General features: G+C 37.3%; 22 protein-coding genes. 2 read left to right on the top strand and 20 right to left on the bottom strand.

Annotated elements, in window-relative coordinates:
• Window positions 1–287 precede the first annotated feature (287 nt).
• Complete coding sequence (locus tag ACOI1D_RS09270; protein WP_422500992.1) at window positions 288–509, bottom strand: hypothetical protein; 222 nt, start codon at window positions 507–509, stop codon at window positions 288–290.
• Between the two features lie 296 nt (window positions 510–805).
• Here ACOI1D_RS09270 and pdaB point away from each other — a divergent pair, with 296 nt between their 5' ends.
• Entirely contained in the window at window positions 806–1,567 is a 762-nt protein-coding gene (gene pdaB / locus ACOI1D_RS09265; protein WP_422500991.1) for a polysaccharide deacetylase family sporulation protein PdaB, read from the top strand.
• A 101-nt stretch (window positions 1,568–1,668) separates the two neighbouring features.
• Here pdaB and ACOI1D_RS09260 read toward each other — a convergent pair whose 3' ends face one another.
• Window positions 1,669–2,277 carry a KinB-signaling pathway activation protein gene (locus tag ACOI1D_RS09260; RefSeq protein WP_422500990.1) on the bottom strand — a complete coding sequence of 203 codons (609 nt, stop codon included), beginning with the start codon at window positions 2,275–2,277 and terminating at the stop codon, window positions 1,669–1,671.
• Between the two features lie 155 nt (window positions 2,278–2,432).
• On the opposite strand from ACOI1D_RS09260, the gene gerD reads away from it, so the two are divergent.
• Window positions 2,433–3,023 carry a spore germination lipoprotein GerD gene (gene gerD / locus ACOI1D_RS09255; protein ID WP_422500989.1) on the top strand — a complete coding sequence of 197 codons (591 nt, stop codon included), beginning with the start codon at window positions 2,433–2,435 and terminating at the stop codon, window positions 3,021–3,023.
• 58 nt (window positions 3,024–3,081) lie between these two features.
• Here the strand turns inward: gerD and ACOI1D_RS09250 are convergent, their stop codons facing one another.
• From ACOI1D_RS09250 to ACOI1D_RS09165, 18 genes are all read right to left on the bottom strand, one after another.
• Window positions 3,082–4,140 (bottom strand): P-loop NTPase, encoded by a 1,059-nt coding sequence (locus ACOI1D_RS09250; protein ID WP_422500988.1) that lies wholly within the window; start codon window positions 4,138–4,140, stop codon window positions 3,082–3,084.
• 99 nt (window positions 4,141–4,239) lie between these two features.
• Window positions 4,240–4,965, bottom strand: coding sequence for an N-acetylmuramoyl-L-alanine amidase CwlD (gene cwlD, locus ACOI1D_RS09245; RefSeq protein WP_422500987.1), 726 nt, complete (start codon window positions 4,963–4,965; stop codon window positions 4,240–4,242).
• A 65-nt stretch (window positions 4,966–5,030) separates the two neighbouring features.
• Entirely contained in the window at window positions 5,031–6,266 is a 1,236-nt protein-coding gene (locus ACOI1D_RS09240) for an HlyD family efflux transporter periplasmic adaptor subunit (RefSeq protein ID WP_422500986.1), read from the bottom strand.
• Window positions 6,263–6,937, bottom strand: a complete 675-nt coding sequence (locus ACOI1D_RS09235) for a hypothetical protein (RefSeq protein WP_422500985.1) — start codon at window positions 6,935–6,937, stop codon at window positions 6,263–6,265. The genes ACOI1D_RS09240 and ACOI1D_RS09235 overlap by 4 nt, the downstream gene beginning before the upstream one ends.
• 322 nt (window positions 6,938–7,259) lie before the next feature.
• Window positions 7,260–8,063 carry a zinc-ribbon domain-containing protein gene (locus ACOI1D_RS09230; protein ID WP_422500984.1) on the bottom strand — a complete coding sequence of 268 codons (804 nt, stop codon included), beginning with the start codon at window positions 8,061–8,063 and terminating at the stop codon, window positions 7,260–7,262.
• Between the two features lie 227 nt (window positions 8,064–8,290).
• Entirely contained in the window at window positions 8,291–8,683 is a 393-nt protein-coding gene (rpsI, locus tag ACOI1D_RS09225) for a 30S ribosomal protein S9 (RefSeq protein ID WP_422500983.1), read from the bottom strand.
• A 19-nt stretch (window positions 8,684–8,702) separates the two neighbouring features.
• Window positions 8,703–9,140 (bottom strand): 50S ribosomal protein L13, encoded by a 438-nt coding sequence (gene rplM, locus ACOI1D_RS09220; protein WP_422500982.1) that lies wholly within the window; start codon window positions 9,138–9,140, stop codon window positions 8,703–8,705.
• Window positions 9,141–9,528: 388 nt separating this feature from the next.
• Entirely contained in the window at window positions 9,529–10,272 is a 744-nt protein-coding gene (truA, locus tag ACOI1D_RS09215; protein ID WP_422500981.1) for a tRNA pseudouridine(38-40) synthase TruA, read from the bottom strand.
• A 23-nt stretch (window positions 10,273–10,295) separates the two neighbouring features.
• On the bottom strand, window positions 10,296–11,096 hold the full coding sequence (locus ACOI1D_RS09210; protein ID WP_422500980.1) for an energy-coupling factor transporter transmembrane component T family protein: 801 nt from the start codon (window positions 11,094–11,096) through the stop codon (window positions 10,296–10,298).
• Window positions 11,089–11,961, bottom strand: coding sequence for an energy-coupling factor ABC transporter ATP-binding protein (locus ACOI1D_RS09205; protein WP_422500979.1), 873 nt, complete (start codon window positions 11,959–11,961; stop codon window positions 11,089–11,091). The genes ACOI1D_RS09210 and ACOI1D_RS09205 overlap by 8 nt, the downstream gene beginning before the upstream one ends.
• Window positions 11,937–12,776, bottom strand: a complete 840-nt coding sequence (locus ACOI1D_RS09200) for an energy-coupling factor ABC transporter ATP-binding protein (protein WP_422500978.1) — start codon at window positions 12,774–12,776, stop codon at window positions 11,937–11,939. Before ACOI1D_RS09200 ends, ACOI1D_RS09205 begins: the two co-directional genes overlap by 25 nt.
• Before the next feature lie 255 nt (window positions 12,777–13,031).
• Window positions 13,032–13,385 (bottom strand): 50S ribosomal protein L17, encoded by a 354-nt coding sequence (gene rplQ, locus ACOI1D_RS09195; RefSeq protein WP_422500977.1) that lies wholly within the window; start codon window positions 13,383–13,385, stop codon window positions 13,032–13,034.
• A 122-nt stretch (window positions 13,386–13,507) separates the two neighbouring features.
• Window positions 13,508–14,452 carry a DNA-directed RNA polymerase subunit alpha gene (locus tag ACOI1D_RS09190; protein ID WP_422500976.1) on the bottom strand — a complete coding sequence of 315 codons (945 nt, stop codon included), beginning with the start codon at window positions 14,450–14,452 and terminating at the stop codon, window positions 13,508–13,510.
• 232 nt (window positions 14,453–14,684) lie between these two features.
• Window positions 14,685–15,074: a 30S ribosomal protein S11 gene (gene rpsK / locus ACOI1D_RS09185; protein ID WP_422500975.1), complete on the bottom strand. Its 390-nt coding sequence runs from the start codon at window positions 15,072–15,074 to the stop codon at window positions 14,685–14,687.
• A gap of 22 nt (window positions 15,075–15,096) precedes the next feature.
• Window positions 15,097–15,462, bottom strand: coding sequence for a 30S ribosomal protein S13 (gene rpsM, locus ACOI1D_RS09180; protein ID WP_422500974.1), 366 nt, complete (start codon window positions 15,460–15,462; stop codon window positions 15,097–15,099).
• Between the two features lie 24 nt (window positions 15,463–15,486).
• The gene (rpmJ, locus tag ACOI1D_RS09175; protein WP_006310559.1) at window positions 15,487–15,600 is read right to left on the bottom strand and encodes a 50S ribosomal protein L36; all 114 of its coding nucleotides are present in this window, start codon (window positions 15,598–15,600) and stop codon (window positions 15,487–15,489) included.
• A gap of 35 nt (window positions 15,601–15,635) precedes the next feature.
• Window positions 15,636–15,854 carry a translation initiation factor IF-1 gene (gene infA, locus ACOI1D_RS09170; protein ID WP_422500973.1) on the bottom strand — a complete coding sequence of 73 codons (219 nt, stop codon included), beginning with the start codon at window positions 15,852–15,854 and terminating at the stop codon, window positions 15,636–15,638.
• Window positions 15,832–16,167, bottom strand: coding sequence for an RNA-binding protein (locus ACOI1D_RS09165; RefSeq protein ID WP_422500972.1), 336 nt, complete (start codon window positions 16,165–16,167; stop codon window positions 15,832–15,834). Before ACOI1D_RS09165 ends, infA begins: the two co-directional genes overlap by 23 nt.
• Window positions 16,168–16,177: the final 10 nt, after the last annotated feature.

Below are 16,177 nucleotides of genomic sequence, written 5' to 3'. Positions count from 1 at the left end.
TTCATCCTTTGTCGTTTTTGGCGACAAGATATAATTTATCATGCATTTGATTAATTGTCAACAGGTTTTTAAAATCAATTAAATTCTTTTTACCAAAACCTATTTTGTTTATAAAACTTGCTAACAACAAGAAATAATATAGCATATTCCTCACATGATTTCAACACAATACACAAAAAACCGCTAATTTTTATTGTAATAGTCATTACATTTGTGCCTAAAACATTAGAGCTAGCTGATGGTTTTTATAGCAAACACCACCGCTAAACCACGTGAAATGAGTGATTTTATTCGTATTTTGAGCGCTTTGGCATATACTTAAAACAATCCTTTTCACTGGCAACCCGCTGAAATAACTTAAATAATAATGAATACCTTTCTTTCATTGAATGTTTTATTACTTGATCAATACGATGATCGTCTAAATCCATTAGTAGCTCTTCCATTTCACGTCTTACAAGATATTCAATTTCCATTTTTTCCATATCGTTAACTAATAATCCTATCATTATTTCACCTCGTATCTTTATTTAGCAGGTAAGAAAGTATAAATCCTTTCTAAATGCATAAGTGCAACTAAGGCTTTCGTCATTAAGGCTTAGCGATAAGCCCAGTTTTCTAATTACCTGTTAATCACATGTTTCGTCAAAATTCGCGGGAGTTAGTGGGTTAAAGTAAGAAATCTTAATAGTAATCTCTTCTAATAACAAACTCGTTTAAAACATATCTATACCTTTTTGCAATAGCTTGTTCATATTATTCAATCTCATTCATAGACTAGTTACAAGAGAATAGGGGGAGTTGAATGAGTTACTTTTATGCCTGGCGCCTTTCAAGATGGAAGAGATTTTTTTATATTACACTGTTCGCACTTATTGCAGCCATTTTAATATGGTCTGAAAGCAACAATAGCTTTTCTGTATTTTCATCTTCAGATGAGCCTTCTGCGTTTGTAAAAGGAAATTCAAATGAAAATAATATTGCCTTAACGTTTAACATAAGCTGGGGAGAAGAAAAAGTTCACGATATCCTTAAACAATTGAAATCGAATAAAGTCCAAGCTACTTTTTTCGTTAGTGGAGAATGGGCTGAGCGACACCCCGAAATACTAGAAAAAATCAAAAAAGACAACCATGAGATTGGTATGCTTGGCTATCGCTACAAAAGTTACCTTGATCAGGAAATAGCTAAAGTTAGGAAGGATATACTTTACGCAAAGGAAATTTTTAAAAAACTTGGATATGACAAAATTACTCTTATGCGTGCGCCAAGTGGGCATATTAATAAAGAAATCATTAAATTAATAGAAGGACTTGACCTGAAGGTTGTACATTGGAGAGTAGATGCAGATGACTGGGAAAACCCGGGAACGCAAAAGATTGTTGATACCATAATGGAAGAAACTTCGAATGGTGACGTTATACTATTGCACGCATCCGATTCCGTTAAACAAACCGCTGAAGCTCTTTCTGAAATCTTACCTGGACTTAAGGAAAAGGGATTTAATTTTGTTCCTGTTTCGGAATTATATAACCAGGCACATGCTGAATCAAAGCTTGCCGAATAAAAATAATTTTATAAGGTCCCTCAAATTAAAAACAATTACTGAGATAGAAGACCAGCAAACAATAATTGTTTGCTGGTCTTTTTTTAATATAATTCCGTTTTTTAGTTTGTTGTTGCTTTTTGATCAGAATTTGTTAATCGATGCAAAACCAGTAATTGATATGTGTTACAAACAAGCAACGGCACAATCATTAACCACGCATAATCAGTTCCAGCTGTTCTGAGCCCTGGCACCCATTCAATTGTTGTTATTACCACCATTAAAAACAATGCCGGTACAAATGCACTATTATTCGTCTGCTTGGCCTTAACTTTTGCAATAATTAATCCATATATCAAAATTGCACCTGACAACAAAATGTAAGACATTAACGAACCTTCCCCGTCTGAAGCTTTATAAGGGAAGTAAACTAAATCAAATACAACAAATACAACAAAAAGCACCTGTACACTTGGCCAATAAGACCGAAAAAAGCTTAAACCAAACTGATTAACAAACAAATAGGCAAAAAATCCGGTTTGACTTATTAAACTAAATACAAAACCCAACCCTAGAAAAAAAAGAACGACGCCTAATAATTCGAAAAAATCAATTGGATCCAATACTCTTGTATAGGATGCTGTCTTTACAAAAAAGCTCGTAATTAAACCAGCTAATCCTCCAATTAATAATGTTCTAACAAACAATCCTACCCACTTGCGACTATTCACTATTATATCCTCCTGCCAAAAACAAATCATATTTACTATAGGTGCGTTTACATTCAACCCGTATTTTATCATGAAAGCACTCTTTTTTCCTTAACAAAGTGCATATTTTCCTCCGTATCCTCGCATATTAACAGTTAAGAGGAAGGAGGATAAAGATGTTCCGGTTGTACTTTACAGTAGGTATTATACTTGCATGTTTAACCCTCAGTGCTTGTTCGAATGAAGGCGCAGCAGCTAAAGAAATCGATTACGAAACAACAAAGAAAATGGTTGTTGACATTCTACAAACCGAAGATGGAAAAAAAGCGCTACAGGAAATATTAAAAGATGAGAAAATGAAAGAAAACTTAGTTATAAATGCTGACGTTGTAAAAAGTGCCATAAGTAATGTTCTCTCCTCTGAAAAAAGCAAAGAAATGTGGACTAAGCTATTTGAGGACCCAAAATTTGTGGAAACTTATGCAAAGTCTATGGCGGATCAACATAAAAAATTAATAAAATCGCTTATGAACGACTCAGAATATCAAAAGCAAATGCTTGAACTATTGAAAGACCCTGAAATCACCAAACAGATGATTGAAGCAATGAAAAGCCAGGAATTCACCGCACAATTAGAAAAGTCAATACAAAAAACATTAGAAAGCCCTTTATTTCAAGCCAAAATCCAAGATATCCTTTTAAAAGCCGCTGCTGAGCAGCAAAAAGGCAAAAAAGGTGAGGAAGGCGGGGGCGGTGGTGGCAGTTAGCAACCATTCAACATAAAATACGAAGAAAAAGAGGTGACTTAACCAGCCACCTCTTGTTTTAATCCTCTAATTTAGCTACTATTTTTGCCGCAATTTTATGATACTCTTTCCCTAGAGGATGGTCTTCTTGATAAATAGAAGGCGCAAACTCATCCTCTTCCTCGTAAGGCTGTTGAAGTGGAAGCTGACCAAGTACCTTCGTGTTTAGTACCTCAGCTAGTTTCTGACCCCCACCTTGACCGAAAACAAATTCTTTTTCTCCAGTTTTCTTACTTTCAAAATATGCCATATTTTCTACAACACCTAATATTTCATGATCGGTTTTCAATGCCATCTGACCAGCACGAGCCGCTACAAATGCAGCAGTTGGGTGTGGAGTTGTTACAATTACTTCTTTACAGGTAGGAAGCATTTCGTGAACGTCCATTGCAATATCTCCTGTTCCTGGTGGTAAATCAAGTAAAAGATAGTCAAGATCGCCCCATTCAACCTCTTTAAAAAAGCTACTTAACATCTTACCGAGCATCGGTCCCCTCCAAATAATCGGAGAGTTGTCCTCTACAAAAAAGCCCATCGAAATTAACTTGACACCGAAACGTTCAACAGGGATTATTTTTTCCCCACGAACGGCCGGACGGTTTTCTACCCCCATCATGTCAGGAATACTAAAACCGTAAATATCAGCATCAATAATTCCAACCTTTTTCCCAAGACGCTTAAGTGACATAGCAAGGTTTACGGTAACAGTAGATTTACCTACTCCACCTTTACCACTTGCGATTGCAATAAATTTTGTGCCATTGCTTCCACCCATTAAGGTAGCTTCTTGATCTTCTTCAGCGGCTGGCTGATATTTTTTAATGATTTCTTCTGGTAATTGTTCAAACCGTAGTCCAACAGTTGTAGCGCCATTCTTCTTCAATATACCTACAATTTCCTGTTGCAATTGCATCTGTTCGCCCGTGTTTGTTTTTCCAATTCCTATCTTTACACTTACATGTTTCTTCTCTTCTTTTATCGTTATTTCTTTCACGCCACCGGTTTCCTCTAGCGTTCTATGTAAAAATGGATCCTTTACAGGGTTTAGTAATGTTACTATTTCTTCATTCGTTAACAAAATATGTCACCTTCCCTTTGCTAGCATTGATTTACAACGCTAGTATAACACAAATCAGCTAAAATCTAAGTGATAAGCGTCACGGGAACAACTTTCCATTTATTTCTCTTTGTCTTTTTCTACATCTTCTGTAACATACCTAAGAATCCCCTCATAAATGCTTGCAGCAACTTGATTCTGATAACTTGTCTGTTTTAGTAATTCTCTTTCGCGTTCATTAGATAAAAACCCTATTTCAACAAGTGCGCCTGGTGATTCCGCATGCTTCAACAAATACATCCCCGTTAACGGCAATGCAGTACGAGTGGTGTTACCCAGATTTCTAATGATTTCAGCTTGAATCATTTTGGCTAGATGTTCACTATTGTCTGATTTAGGATAATAGAAAGTCTGTGCTCCACTCCATTTAGTAGATGGCAACGCATTTAAATGGATAGAGAGAAAAAAGTCAGCCTTTTTATCCTTGATAAATTCAAGGCGTTTCCGAATATCTTCTGCTTTTCTTCGCGACAAGCCTTTCGTCTCCGGAGCCGCTAAATCAGCATCCTTTTCTCGTGTCAAATAAACGACGGCACCCGTCTGTTGCAAATAGTTTTTAATTTTTTTTGCTACAGTAAGTGATATCCCTTTTTCCAGGGTTCCATCCGCACCAACTGCACCACCATCAACACCCCCGTGTCCAGGGTCCAGAACAATGGTTTTTCCTGCAAGTGGCAATGACCATGTGTTCCATGTGCTTACAGGACTTCCCACTGGCTCCTGAATCAATATGATTAATAATACAAATCCGAAACTCCAAATTAACACACTTCCAAGTCGTTTCATATGCCCTCGCCCCTTATCAATCTGCTCACACTATTGTATGGGACAAGGTTATGCATTATGACTGGTTATCTAGATAAAAGTCCAGTTACTACTAACTCCGACCAACCTTTATGTTCTATGTTAAAAATATCATTCACTTGGATTTTATTAAATTTTAATGGTGTCACAAAAGTGGTATTGTACCGGAAAGCTTCTTTGGGTTTCTTTGCTACCCATTCACCAGGTTTAGCGTTTTTCGTTATTTCCTGTATACTCCCCATTTCAAGGCCTGTTTCAATCTTCTGATTGTCTAATTCCCCGTCGATCGTCATTTTCCATACAGATCCACTGAATATCGAATCCTCAAATAAAGCGGTAGCATCCTCGGACTGTTTAGTAATGATTGCTAAGTTTGCATGATACCCAGGTAACAGGTTTTCAACTTCAGAGCCCTCAGCAAATGAAACGCTAAATGGATAATCACTTTCCTCATGCAAATCAATTTCATTTGGTAATTCGCTTATATTTGAAATTTGGCCTTTTACCATGGCATTGCTCTCATTGATCGCAACCTCTACTGGCATTCCCTCTTTTATTACTGTGCTCTCTTTTTCCGTCAACTCACCAATTACACGTAACGTTCTCGAACTTATAGTAATGATCGGGTCACCTAAAGCTTCTGATACCAATGATACCTTTCCTTGGTAAGGACTTTCGACGGTTATGGTATTCCCTCCAGATTCCAACTCAGTTAATTGTGTCTCAACACTTCTTTTTTCTGCTTCAACTTTTGCTAATTCCTTTTCCTTTTCTGTTAAATACTGCTCCTTCATGTATTCTGCTTCAGCTGATTGCCTTGCAGGTATGATAATTTCACCATTCTCTTTATTTTCATTCTCTGTAATAATATGTACAGGAACATTACGAATACGATAGGAAGATATATCATTAATGGCTTCCTCAATAGCTTCAATTTCGCCATCCAGCCTGGACAATTCACTAGTTAAGTAAGTCTTTGTTTCATAAAAACTGTGTACACGATACGTATAAAGGTCGTCACCTTTTTTGACCTGCGTCCCTTTTTCAACCAGGAATTCCTGAAATCCACCTAAACTTTTGTCAAAATAGACGTCATTAGATGCTGTTGCAGAAAGCACCCCCGGTTTATTAGTTTTATTATATAAATTGGCTGTAAAAACTTCTGACCACTCACTTACATACGACTTTTTCTTTATTGTTTGATCTTCATCCAAATAGACGAGCAATATATTGACTCCAATAAATAAAATGACACCAGCAATTAAAAGTCTATTTCTTTTCATTTAAACCACCCACTTATCATAAAACTGTCAAAGTACGCAATAAATGCTGCAATTAACCAATATAAAATATGTAATGATAGTACATTTATATAGACCCAACGAATTTTAATAGAAGACAGATAGCTTAAATACCTTATTTGAAACCAGATAATCCATAACTGAAAAAGTGACACAGCTCCAAAAAAGTAAACTGGCCATTCCGCTTCAGTAAGATAGGAGAAGATTATTCCAAACGACAACGGTGACACATACCAATCCAGCCCAAAGTTAACAAATATCGGTACCCAAATAACCCGCTCAAGGAGCATTGCGAATAAAACGATTTGCTGCATAACTAGCACTTTTCGATAAGGTATATCTGTAACTAGTTGAAAGATAAGTGTAGGTAAGAATAAAATAAATAAAGCCAAGACCATACCATATCCTGTACGTCCTAAAACAAACCACAGTTTATTTCGTTCATATTGAAGTTCACTTAACCCAACCGCACCTTTAGATAGTAAGTCCGTCCCCATTCCAAAGGATGCCGCCCAGCCATAAATAAGCATGCTACAGAGAACAAGTAAAACACTTACCTTCCAAAGGTTATGGACCTTTTCTGCCTTATTGATTCGATATAAATGATCATCTATCGGAAAGAAAAATTTCATTAAATTAAAATGATATGTCATAAGATACAACTCTTTTCTTTATCTCTTCACAAACAGTTTTCAATTCTATTTCAATCTTAACGTAATATTCGGTAATATTCTATCATTATTTGTATTTAGAAGTTTTGAATTTATTTGTACATAAGTATATAGATGCAAGGTAAACCGCGCACCTAAAATTCAAAGACAAGTTGGCAGAGGAAAACAAGCATTTGGGTTGCCAAACACCTGTTGATAAATTGATCAGGTTTAAAGGACAAGAACATTCAGGCTTTCCATGCTATTAAGCTTTAAAATATAAGAAGCAAAGTTATTTATCGTGAATTATTTAGCTAAACTGGATTTAATTCAGCAATACCTCAAGTATTTGATTGATTAAATTCCCCATGACGCTGTCACTTAAAATAAATAAAATAATTGCAATTGCTATAATGGTAAGAATTAGACCATAGTATACATCCAACCCTACGGATGAGTCCTCCATTACCGAGAATATAGTTAAAAAACTTGAAACAAAGAATAAACCAATACCAACACCGAATAGAGCAAAACTAAAGGTCGTGGCAGATATGAAGTAAAAAAGAATCGCAAACAACAGTAGAACTACTGGAATTACGATAAATACACCTAATCTAATCAGAACTTGTTTGTAACTGGTTTTTGCACGCATTACTTTTGCAATTCCAAAGACAATCCCTGTGTATACTGCAAGATAGATCAATGTAAAAAAGAATAATGTCACCACAACAAAGATGAACGGTATCTCACCAAGGCCCAGAAAGAAGGTATCTGTAAAGCTCTTAGACATAAAATAAATAAGTAGTGATACAGTCAGTGCAAAAAGAATATGGGTAATAGCAACACTCATCAAACTTGCCTCAGTTACCCTTCTACTTGCTTTCATAGGACCTTTAACACTCTCTGAGACAAATCTGATAAACCCTTTCATAACTGTGTTTCCTTGTTCAAGAAATTCATTGTTTTCTATGATCATCCCTTTATTATTATTAACCGTTTGTATAGAGTAGTCCTGATAGTTATTTTCCTTGCTGCCTTTGTCCTCTATTATAGAAGCTAAACTTGTACCACATCCACCACAAAATCTAGCGTTTTTTTCAATTGTAGAACCGCATTGAGTACAATACATATTGCATCTCTCCTTTAATTAATTAGTTACCTTTAATTAAATTTATGTATCTACTCTTCATTGTATAACTAGAGTTGTACAAGTATTTTTAAATAGACAGATTGAAATAGAAAACTTAAGTAGTTCTTGATCACTGATTTAGTAACTCTAATTGCTAGGTTTAAGGTTATTTTTGCGCACAAAAAAAGACTCCCAACCAAATAGTTGAGAGCCTTTTAACGTATATATTAACGTTTTGAGAACTGTGGTGCACGACGAGCGCCTTTAAGACCGTATTTCTTACGTTCTTTCATGCGGGCATCACGAGTTAGGTATCCTTCACGTTTTAGAGAAGCGCGATATTCTGGATCCGCTATTAATAGAGCGCGAGCAACACCATGACGGATAGCACCAGCTTGACCAGTGAATCCTCCACCATGAACGTTTACTAAAACGTCATATGTGCCTTCTGTTTCTGTTGTAGCAAGTGGTTGGTTTAGGATAAGAAGCTGTGTTTCATACGGGAAATAAGCCTGAGCTTCACGACCGTTTACAACAACTTTACCACTACCTGGAACTAGACGTACACGTGCAGTTGATTTTTTACGACGACCTGTGCCGTAGTATTGTACTTGTGCCATTCGGTTGACCTCCTTTTAATTATCCGCGAAGTTCGTAAACTTCTGGTTTTTGTGCTTGGTTATTATGTTCCGAACCTTTATATACGTGCAATTTTTTACCCATTTTACGGCCTAAAGGACCTTTTGGTAGCATACCCTTAACAGCAAGTTCAAGCATTTGCTGTGGATACTTTGTACGCATTTCGTCAGCATTACGTGATTTCAAACCACCTGGGTAGTTTGAGTGACGATAATACATTTTATCGTTTATTTTATTTCCAGTAAGTTCAATTTTCTCTGCATTAATAATAATAACGTTATCACCAGAATCATTATGTGGTGTATACGTAGGTTTATGCTTTCCACGTAACAATGTCGCAACTTCACTTGCTAGACGACCTAAACGTTTACCTTCAGCATCTACAACAAGCCATTTGCGTTCAATGTTACTTTCATTAGCCATGAACGTTGTACGCATGATAGTTTCCCTCCTAATTTACATCAATCTTTTTCGTTTATTTCATCATAATTAGATTCCGGGGCTAATCATGGTTTTGAAATAAAATGCCATATATCATCATATACTAGATACTAGTTAATTGTCAAGTAGAAAAGGATGTTTTTCCTTTAAGCAGTTTTCAAAAAGATTGTTGTCTTTAACACAAAATCTATAAACTGCGACGTAATGAAAATATCTCCGACGCCGTTCCGTCAGAATACTTCGCTTTCCGAAGCGCTGGATCAACACCAATCTAATAAAGAGTGTTAAAAATAAATATAGCATTTACGTCGCAGTTTTTATCAACTGCGGTGGTTAAAGAACAACAAAACTTACGAAAAGAGCATTCCTTTAAAACTAGACATGATTACTTATATCTAACATTCCATAAATAAAGTCCCTGAGGTGGAACTGTTTCGCCTAAAAGCTGACGATCCTTCTGTTCCAAAAGCTGAACCATATCTTCGGGGTGCCGCCTTCCTTGGCCGACATCAAGCATCGCTCCAACAATAATCCGGACCATATTGTACAAAAAGCCGCTCCCTCTGAAAATAAATTCAAGCTCACTACCCCGTTTAGTACAGGTTACTTGGTAGAGCGTTCTAATTTTGCTGCCTTTTGTAGTAGCTTTTGCCGAAGAAAAGGTAGTAAAATCATGCTCGCCCTCCAAATATCTACAAGCCCTTTGTATCTCATCTAAATCTAAATCATAAGGAAACTGATAAGCATAATTATGCTTGAAAACATCCTTTTCTCTTTCATTCCAAACATAATAGCGATACTCTTTTTCCAATACATCATAGCGCGCGTGGAAAGAAGTTGGTGCTCCTTCTACCTCACGTACGTATAAATCGTCAGGCAGCAGTGTGTTAAGCGCACGTTTCCAGTTTTCCAGTGGTATATCATAGGGTGTGTCAAAGTGGATTGTCTGAGCTATCGCATGCACACCTGTATCCGTTCTACCAGATGCATGAATACGAATATGCTCACCTTTGTGGATCGTCTGCAATGCCTTTTCTAGTTCACCATGAACGGTTCTTTTTTTAGGCTGTATTTGAAAACCTGAAAAATTGGTACCATCATAGCTAATAATACATTTAATTTTTTCCATGTCTAATCCAGCACTTCCCCAAGTTAATAGTTCCTAGTCAGCAACAAACCTGCAAGTACGCACACAAAAAGCAGGTATATAGCGACATCACGCTTTTCTATTTTCAATTCTCTTAACTTTGTACGTCCTTCTCCACCCTGATACCCACGTGCTTCCATTGCCATTGCTAATTCCTCTGCTCGTTTAAAGGCACTTACAAAAAGGGGTACTAATAGGGGTACAACCGCCTTTACTCGTTCTTTTATTTTACCTGTACGAAAATCCACACCTCGTGAGGCTTGTGCCCGTGAGATTTTATCTGTTTCTTGCATTAATGTTGGAATAAATCGAAGTGAAATAGACATCATCAGTGCTAATTCGTGAACAGGAAATCTAACCTTCTTTAATGGATGTAGCATATCTTCTATTGCGTCTGTAATTTCAATTGGTGTAGTCGTAAGTGTTAACAAGGATGTAACCAAAATTAATAGAAAAAAACGCATAGAAATAGAGAAACCTTGGATAAGTGCACCAGAGTATATATTAAAAGAAAAAATTTCAAATAAAACTGTACCTTCTTTTGTCACAAAAAGATGCAGGAAGAACGTAAATATAATTAGAAACCATACTGGAGTCAAACCCTTGATAATATAGCTAATCGGTATTCTGGTAGTAAACATACTTGCTAATGCAAATAAGGTAAGAATCCCATAACTTAATAACGAGTTGGCTAAAAAAACGACAAAAACAAAAAAGAATATAATCGTTATTTTAGAGCGTGGATCCAATTTATGAACAAGCGATTCACCGGGCACATACTGACCGATAATCATTGCATTATTCATTTGAATCAGCCCCCTTTAATAACTGCTGAATCGATTGAGCAATTTCCTTAGTTGATTGCCGATTGTAGGGAATAGATAACTCGAATTTTTTTTCAAAAGACTTTAAGAATTGAACTGCTTCAGGAACATCAAGTTGAACTTCTCTTAGGGCGTCCTGCTGAACGAATACATCTTCAGGTTTACCTTCCATATACTTCTTGCCTTTGTTTAAAATAATCACATGGTCAGCATATTTAACTGCATCTTCCATGCTATGTGTGACAAGAACAGTCGTAAGGTTCTGTTCGTGATGCAATTTTAGAAACATATCCATTATTTCTTGTTGTCCACGAGGGTCTAATCCTGCAGTTGGCTCATCTAGCACAAGTACTTCCGGTTTGATTGCAAGCACCCCTGCGATAGCCACTCTTCGCATTTGTCCCCCGCTAAGTTCAAAAGGCGAACGCATTAGTAACTCATCATTCAAACCTACTGAAGGTGCAATCTGTTTAATTCGATCTTTAATCTCATCAGCTGGAACATCAAAGTTATCTGGACCAAATGCAATGTCCTTTTCAACCGTTTCCTCAAACAACTGGTGTTCTGGATACTGAAAAACGACCCCAACACGACTTCTCAGTTCTTTCATATTCTTAGGCTTTTCACCATCTTTTAAATGGAAGTTCCCGATGGTCACTTCACCCTCACTTGGCATCACCAGACCATTTAAGTGTTGAATCAAGGTCGACTTACCTGAACCCGTGTGGCCAACTATCGCAACGAATGAACCCGATGGTATATGAAAGGATAAATCATCTATTGCTTTATGAGAAAATGGTGTTTTTCTTTGGTATATATAGCTTACGTTCTTGAATGTAATGTCCATAAATCCTCCAGCAATTCCTCTTGATTTAGTGCTTCATCAGTCATTGGTATACCCAATTGTTTAAGTTCATCAGACAGAATAGCCACAAAAGGAACGTCTAAACCAATTTTACGTAGTTCCGCCTTCTTTGAAAAGATTTCACGGGGAGTAGCCTCGTCCCAAATCTCTCCATTATTCATTACAATAACACGTTCTGCCAGTGTAACCTCTTGAAGGTCGTGTGTAATGGTAATCAAAGAAAGGTGGTCTTTCTTTTGCAAATTTGAAACAGTATGCATAATTTCTTTACGTCCCTTAGGGTCAAGCATAGCTGTAGCTTCATCCAAAATAAGCACCTGTGGAGAAATTGCTAGAACACTAGCAATGGCCACACGCTGCTTCTGGCCACCGGAAAGACGATGTGGCTCAGTCATCCTATAATCCTGCATACCAACAGCATTCAAATTAGCGTCAATTCGTTTTATCATTTCAGTACGAGGTATGCCACGGTTTTCCATGCCAAATGCAACATCATCCTGAACAGTTGTCCCAACAAACTGATTGTCCGGATTTTGAAACACCATGCCAACATCCTTACGTATATCCCAAATGGATTCCTCGGTAACACGTAATCCGTTGATCAGTATTTCTCCTTCTTGCGGAAAAAGCAAGCCATTCATAAGCTTAGCAATTGTTGACTTACCCGAACCATTATGACCTATAATAGCCACCCATTCATTTATGAAAATATGAAAGCTGCAATTCTTTAATACCCAAGGCTCATCTTCTCCGTATCGAAATGATACATCTCTAAACTCAACTAATTTATCTCGCATTGGTATTACCTCCTCTAGCTCTTCTCATTGGCCCTGGGATTGCATATTTATTTAATTACTAAGTTGTTTTCTTTATTATCAACCCGTCGGGCGCAGTTATCAACCGTTAACCCGCTTTATCAACTGTCGGAATGTACTTATTGAACAACGCATTACAATTACCTGCATTTTCAAATATTAATTTTCTACAAAAAAAGGGCTTGGCTTCACCTCGTGGAAGAGATTCAGTCCTGCCCCTAACGCGCAAAAGTTGCATTATACTAGTTCGATAATTGCCATTTTAGCTCCGTCACCTTGACGAGCTCCTAGCTTAAGAACACGAGTATATCCACCTTGGCGTTCCTCATAACGTTCTGCTATTTCTCCAAAAAGCTTTTGAATAACATTTTCATTTTCATTAGCTGCTTGATTGTATAAGAATGATGTAGCTTGACGACGTGCATGTAAATCTCCACGTTTGCCTAGTGTAATCATTTTATCAGTTACTGATTTTAATTCTTTCGCTTTTGCTTCTGTTGTCTCAATTCGTTCGTGAATGATTAAGTCAGTTGCAAGATTGCGAAGTAGTGCCATACGTACATCGGTTGTACGACCTAACTTTCTAGCCATGGACTATCCCTCCCTTATTATGATTCATGGGCGATTGTAATTTAGTAACATTAATTAAAATATATTGCGTATGTCTGTTAACAGACGATACAACAACTATATTCTAATCAATCTAATTTTTATCAGTCGTCGTTACGTAATCCTAAACCCAAATCTTCAAGTTTTACTTTTACCTCAACTAGAGATTTACGACCTAAATTACGAACTTTCATCATGTCTTCTTCAGACTTATTTGCAAGTTCTTGAACTGTATTGATACCAGCACGTTTCAAACAATTGTAGGATCTAACAGATAGATCTAACTCTTCAATTGTCATTTCCATTACTTTTTCTTTCTGATCTTCTTCTTTTTCCACCATTATTTCGGCATTTTGCGCTTCATCTGTTAAACCTACAAAAATATTAAGATGTTCAGTAAATATTTTTGCACCTAAAGAAACGGCCTCTTCAGGGCGAATGCTTCCATCTGTCCACACATCTAATGTTAACTTATCAAAGTTTGCAATCTGCCCGACGCGAGTGTTTTCAACTTGGTAAGTTACGCGTGATACTGGTGTGAAGATAGAGTCGACTGGAATAACGCCAATTGGTTGATCATCATGGTTATTTCCTTCAGCAGGACGATAACCGCGACCACGTTCAGCAGTTATTTTCATATGCAAGCTTCCTTTGCTATTAATCGTAGCAATTGGAAGTTCAGGGTTCAATACTTCAACATCACTATCATACGTTAGATCTGCAGCCGTAACTTTTCCTTCTCCCTGCACATCAATCTCTAGTGTTTTTTCTTCATCAGAGTAAATTTTAAGAGCTAGCTTTTTCAAATTCAAAATGACTGTTGTTACATCTTCTACAACACCATCAATTGTTGAAAATTCATGCTGTGCTCCATCGATTTGAACTGCCGTTACAGCAGCGCCCGGAAGTGAGGATAGTAGGATACGACGCAAGGAGTTTCCTAGAGTAGTACCATATCCACGTTCAAGCGGTTCGACGACGAATTTACCAAATTTGGCATCATCGCTGATCTCTACTGTTTCTATTTTTGGTTTTTCAATTTCGATCATTCAACAAAACCCTCCTTAAAAACGTCGAAACCCCGGCTAGACATAACTGGTCTAACCGAAATTCCCCAAATAGGCAGTTGGCGTTTCTGCACTATTGTATTACTTTCGTATTTTATGTCGTTCATTGATGCTGGTCGGTTTGGATGGCCGAAAAGGCAGTGCCCTCTTACGATCCACACTTTTAGCTATCATAACCCATTATAGACAGGGTGACAAATTATATACGGTACAATTATACGCGACGACGTTTTGGCGGGCGACAACCATTGTGAGGAACAGGTGTTACATCACGAATAGCTGTTACTTCTAGACCTACTGCTTGCAAGGAACGAATTGCTGCTTCACGACCTGCACCAGGTCCTTTAACAGTAACTTCTAGTGTTTTCATGCCGTTTTCTACTGCTGTATTTGCTGCTGCTTCAGCTGCCATCTGAGCTGCGAAAGGTGTCGATTTACGTGACCCTTTAAAGCCAAGTGAACCTGCTGAGCTCCAGCCAATAGCATTACCTTGTGTATCCGTAATCGTAACAATTGTATTGTTAAACGTAGAACGAATATGCGCAATACCAGTATCAATATTCTTTTTCACACGACGCTTTCGCGTATTAGTTTTACGAACCATTGATTAGCTTACCTCCTTCACGTTACTTTTTCTTGTTAGCCATTGTACGACGTGGACCCTTACGAGTACGTGAATTGTTTTTTGTCTTTTGACCACGAACCGGTAACCCACGACGATGACGGATTCCTCTATAGGATCCAATTTCAATTAATCTTTTAATGTTTAGTGATATTTCACGACGAAGATCACCTTCAACCGTAAATTCATCAATTGCTTTACGAATTTTGCTTAATTCATCTTCAGTCAAATCGCGTACACGAGTGTTTTCTGAAACGCCTGCTTCTTTAAGGACTTCCTGTGCAGTGTTTTTTCCAATACCATAAATGTAGGTTAAGGAAATAACTACACGTTTATCACGTGGAATATCTATACCTGCAATACGTGCCATATGCCCGATGCACCTCCTTGTTTATTAGCCTTGTTTTTGCTTGTGTCTAGGATTTTCACAAATCACCATTACTTTGCCTTTACGCTTGATAACTTTACATTTTTCACAAATTGGTTTAACAGATGGTCTTACCTTCATCATCTTTACCTCCTTTATAATCGGAGCTCTCTCGGTTATTTATAACGGTACGTAATCCGTCCTCTAGTTAAATCATACGGTGAGAGTTCTACTGTCACTTTGTCACCAGGTAAAATACGAATGAAATGCATGCGAATTTTACCTGAAACATGTGCCAAAACCGTATGACCGTTTTCAAGCTCAACTTTAAACATTGCGTTTGGCAATGTATCCATTACTGTACCTTCTACTTCAATTACATCTTCTTTCGCCATCGTGTTGGTCTCCCTTCTTCAAATCAGTCACAACTTCATTGACAAATTTAGATATGGCAAATCTCAACTTACCATTTGTGACACGACCAGTTTCTAGAAGGCTATTTTGGACTTCAGGGGAAATATAATCCATAACTTCAATATGATGCATATTCTTTTTCTTTGGTCGATCATACTTTCGTTTTTCCCCATCTGCTAGCATGACATACCCGTTGTCTACCATATTAATAACAACCGCATATTGACCCATCTCACGGCCTTGTTTAATACGAACAATTTGACCTACTTGCGGAACCGAATCAGCTTCGCTCAACAACGATCAC

The organism is Virgibacillus sp. DJP39 (genome assembly GCF_049310925.1).
Classification (GTDB): Bacteria; Bacillota; Bacilli; order Bacillales; family Amphibacillaceae; genus Virgibacillus_F.
This window is presented reverse-complemented; position numbering and strand designations above follow the sequence as displayed.

Excerpts from the sequence above, each read along its gene's own strand:
- ACOI1D_RS09270 (WP_422500992.1), bottom strand. The coding sequence starts at position 509 with ATGATAGGATTATTAGTTAACGATATGGAAAAAATGGAAATTGAATAT.
- pdaB (WP_422500991.1), top strand. The coding sequence starts at position 806 with ATGAGTTACTTTTATGCCTGGCGCCTTTCAAGATGGAAGAGATTTTTT.
- gerD (WP_422500989.1), top strand. The coding sequence starts at position 2,433 with ATGTTCCGGTTGTACTTTACAGTAGGTATTATACTTGCATGTTTAACC.
- cwlD (WP_422500987.1), bottom strand. The coding sequence starts at position 4,965 with ATGAAACGACTTGGAAGTGTGTTAATTTGGAGTTTCGGATTTGTATTA.
- ACOI1D_RS09240 (WP_422500986.1), bottom strand. The coding sequence starts at position 6,266 with ATGAAAAGAAATAGACTTTTAATTGCTGGTGTCATTTTATTTATTGGA.
- ACOI1D_RS09235 (WP_422500985.1), bottom strand. The coding sequence starts at position 6,937 with ATGACATATCATTTTAATTTAATGAAATTTTTCTTTCCGATAGATGAT.
- ACOI1D_RS09230 (WP_422500984.1), bottom strand. The coding sequence starts at position 8,063 with ATGTATTGTACTCAATGCGGTTCTACAATTGAAAAAAACGCTAGATTT.
- rpsI (WP_422500983.1), bottom strand. The coding sequence starts at position 8,683 with ATGGCACAAGTACAATACTACGGCACAGGTCGTCGTAAAAAATCAACT.
- rplM (WP_422500982.1), bottom strand. The coding sequence starts at position 9,140 with ATGCGTACAACGTTCATGGCTAATGAAAGTAACATTGAACGCAAATGG.
- truA (WP_422500981.1), bottom strand. The coding sequence starts at position 10,272 with ATGGAAAAAATTAAATGTATTATTAGCTATGATGGTACCAATTTTTCA.
- ACOI1D_RS09210 (WP_422500980.1), bottom strand. The coding sequence starts at position 11,096 with ATGAATAATGCAATGATTATCGGTCAGTATGTGCCCGGTGAATCGCTT.
- ACOI1D_RS09205 (WP_422500979.1), bottom strand. The coding sequence starts at position 11,961 with ATGGACATTACATTCAAGAACGTAAGCTATATATACCAAAGAAAAACA.
- ACOI1D_RS09200 (WP_422500978.1), bottom strand. The coding sequence starts at position 12,776 with ATGCGAGATAAATTAGTTGAGTTTAGAGATGTATCATTTCGATACGGA.
- rplQ (WP_422500977.1), bottom strand. The coding sequence starts at position 13,385 with ATGGCTAGAAAGTTAGGTCGTACAACCGATGTACGTATGGCACTACTT.
- ACOI1D_RS09190 (WP_422500976.1), bottom strand. The coding sequence starts at position 14,452 with ATGATCGAAATTGAAAAACCAAAAATAGAAACAGTAGAGATCAGCGAT.
- rpsK (WP_422500975.1), bottom strand. The coding sequence starts at position 15,074 with ATGGTTCGTAAAACTAATACGCGAAAGCGTCGTGTGAAAAAGAATATT.
- rpsM (WP_422500974.1), bottom strand. The coding sequence starts at position 15,462 with ATGGCACGTATTGCAGGTATAGATATTCCACGTGATAAACGTGTAGTT.
- rpmJ (WP_006310559.1), bottom strand. The coding sequence starts at position 15,600 with ATGAAGGTAAGACCATCTGTTAAACCAATTTGTGAAAAATGTAAAGTT.
- infA (WP_422500973.1), bottom strand. The coding sequence starts at position 15,854 with ATGGCGAAAGAAGATGTAATTGAAGTAGAAGGTACAGTAATGGATACA.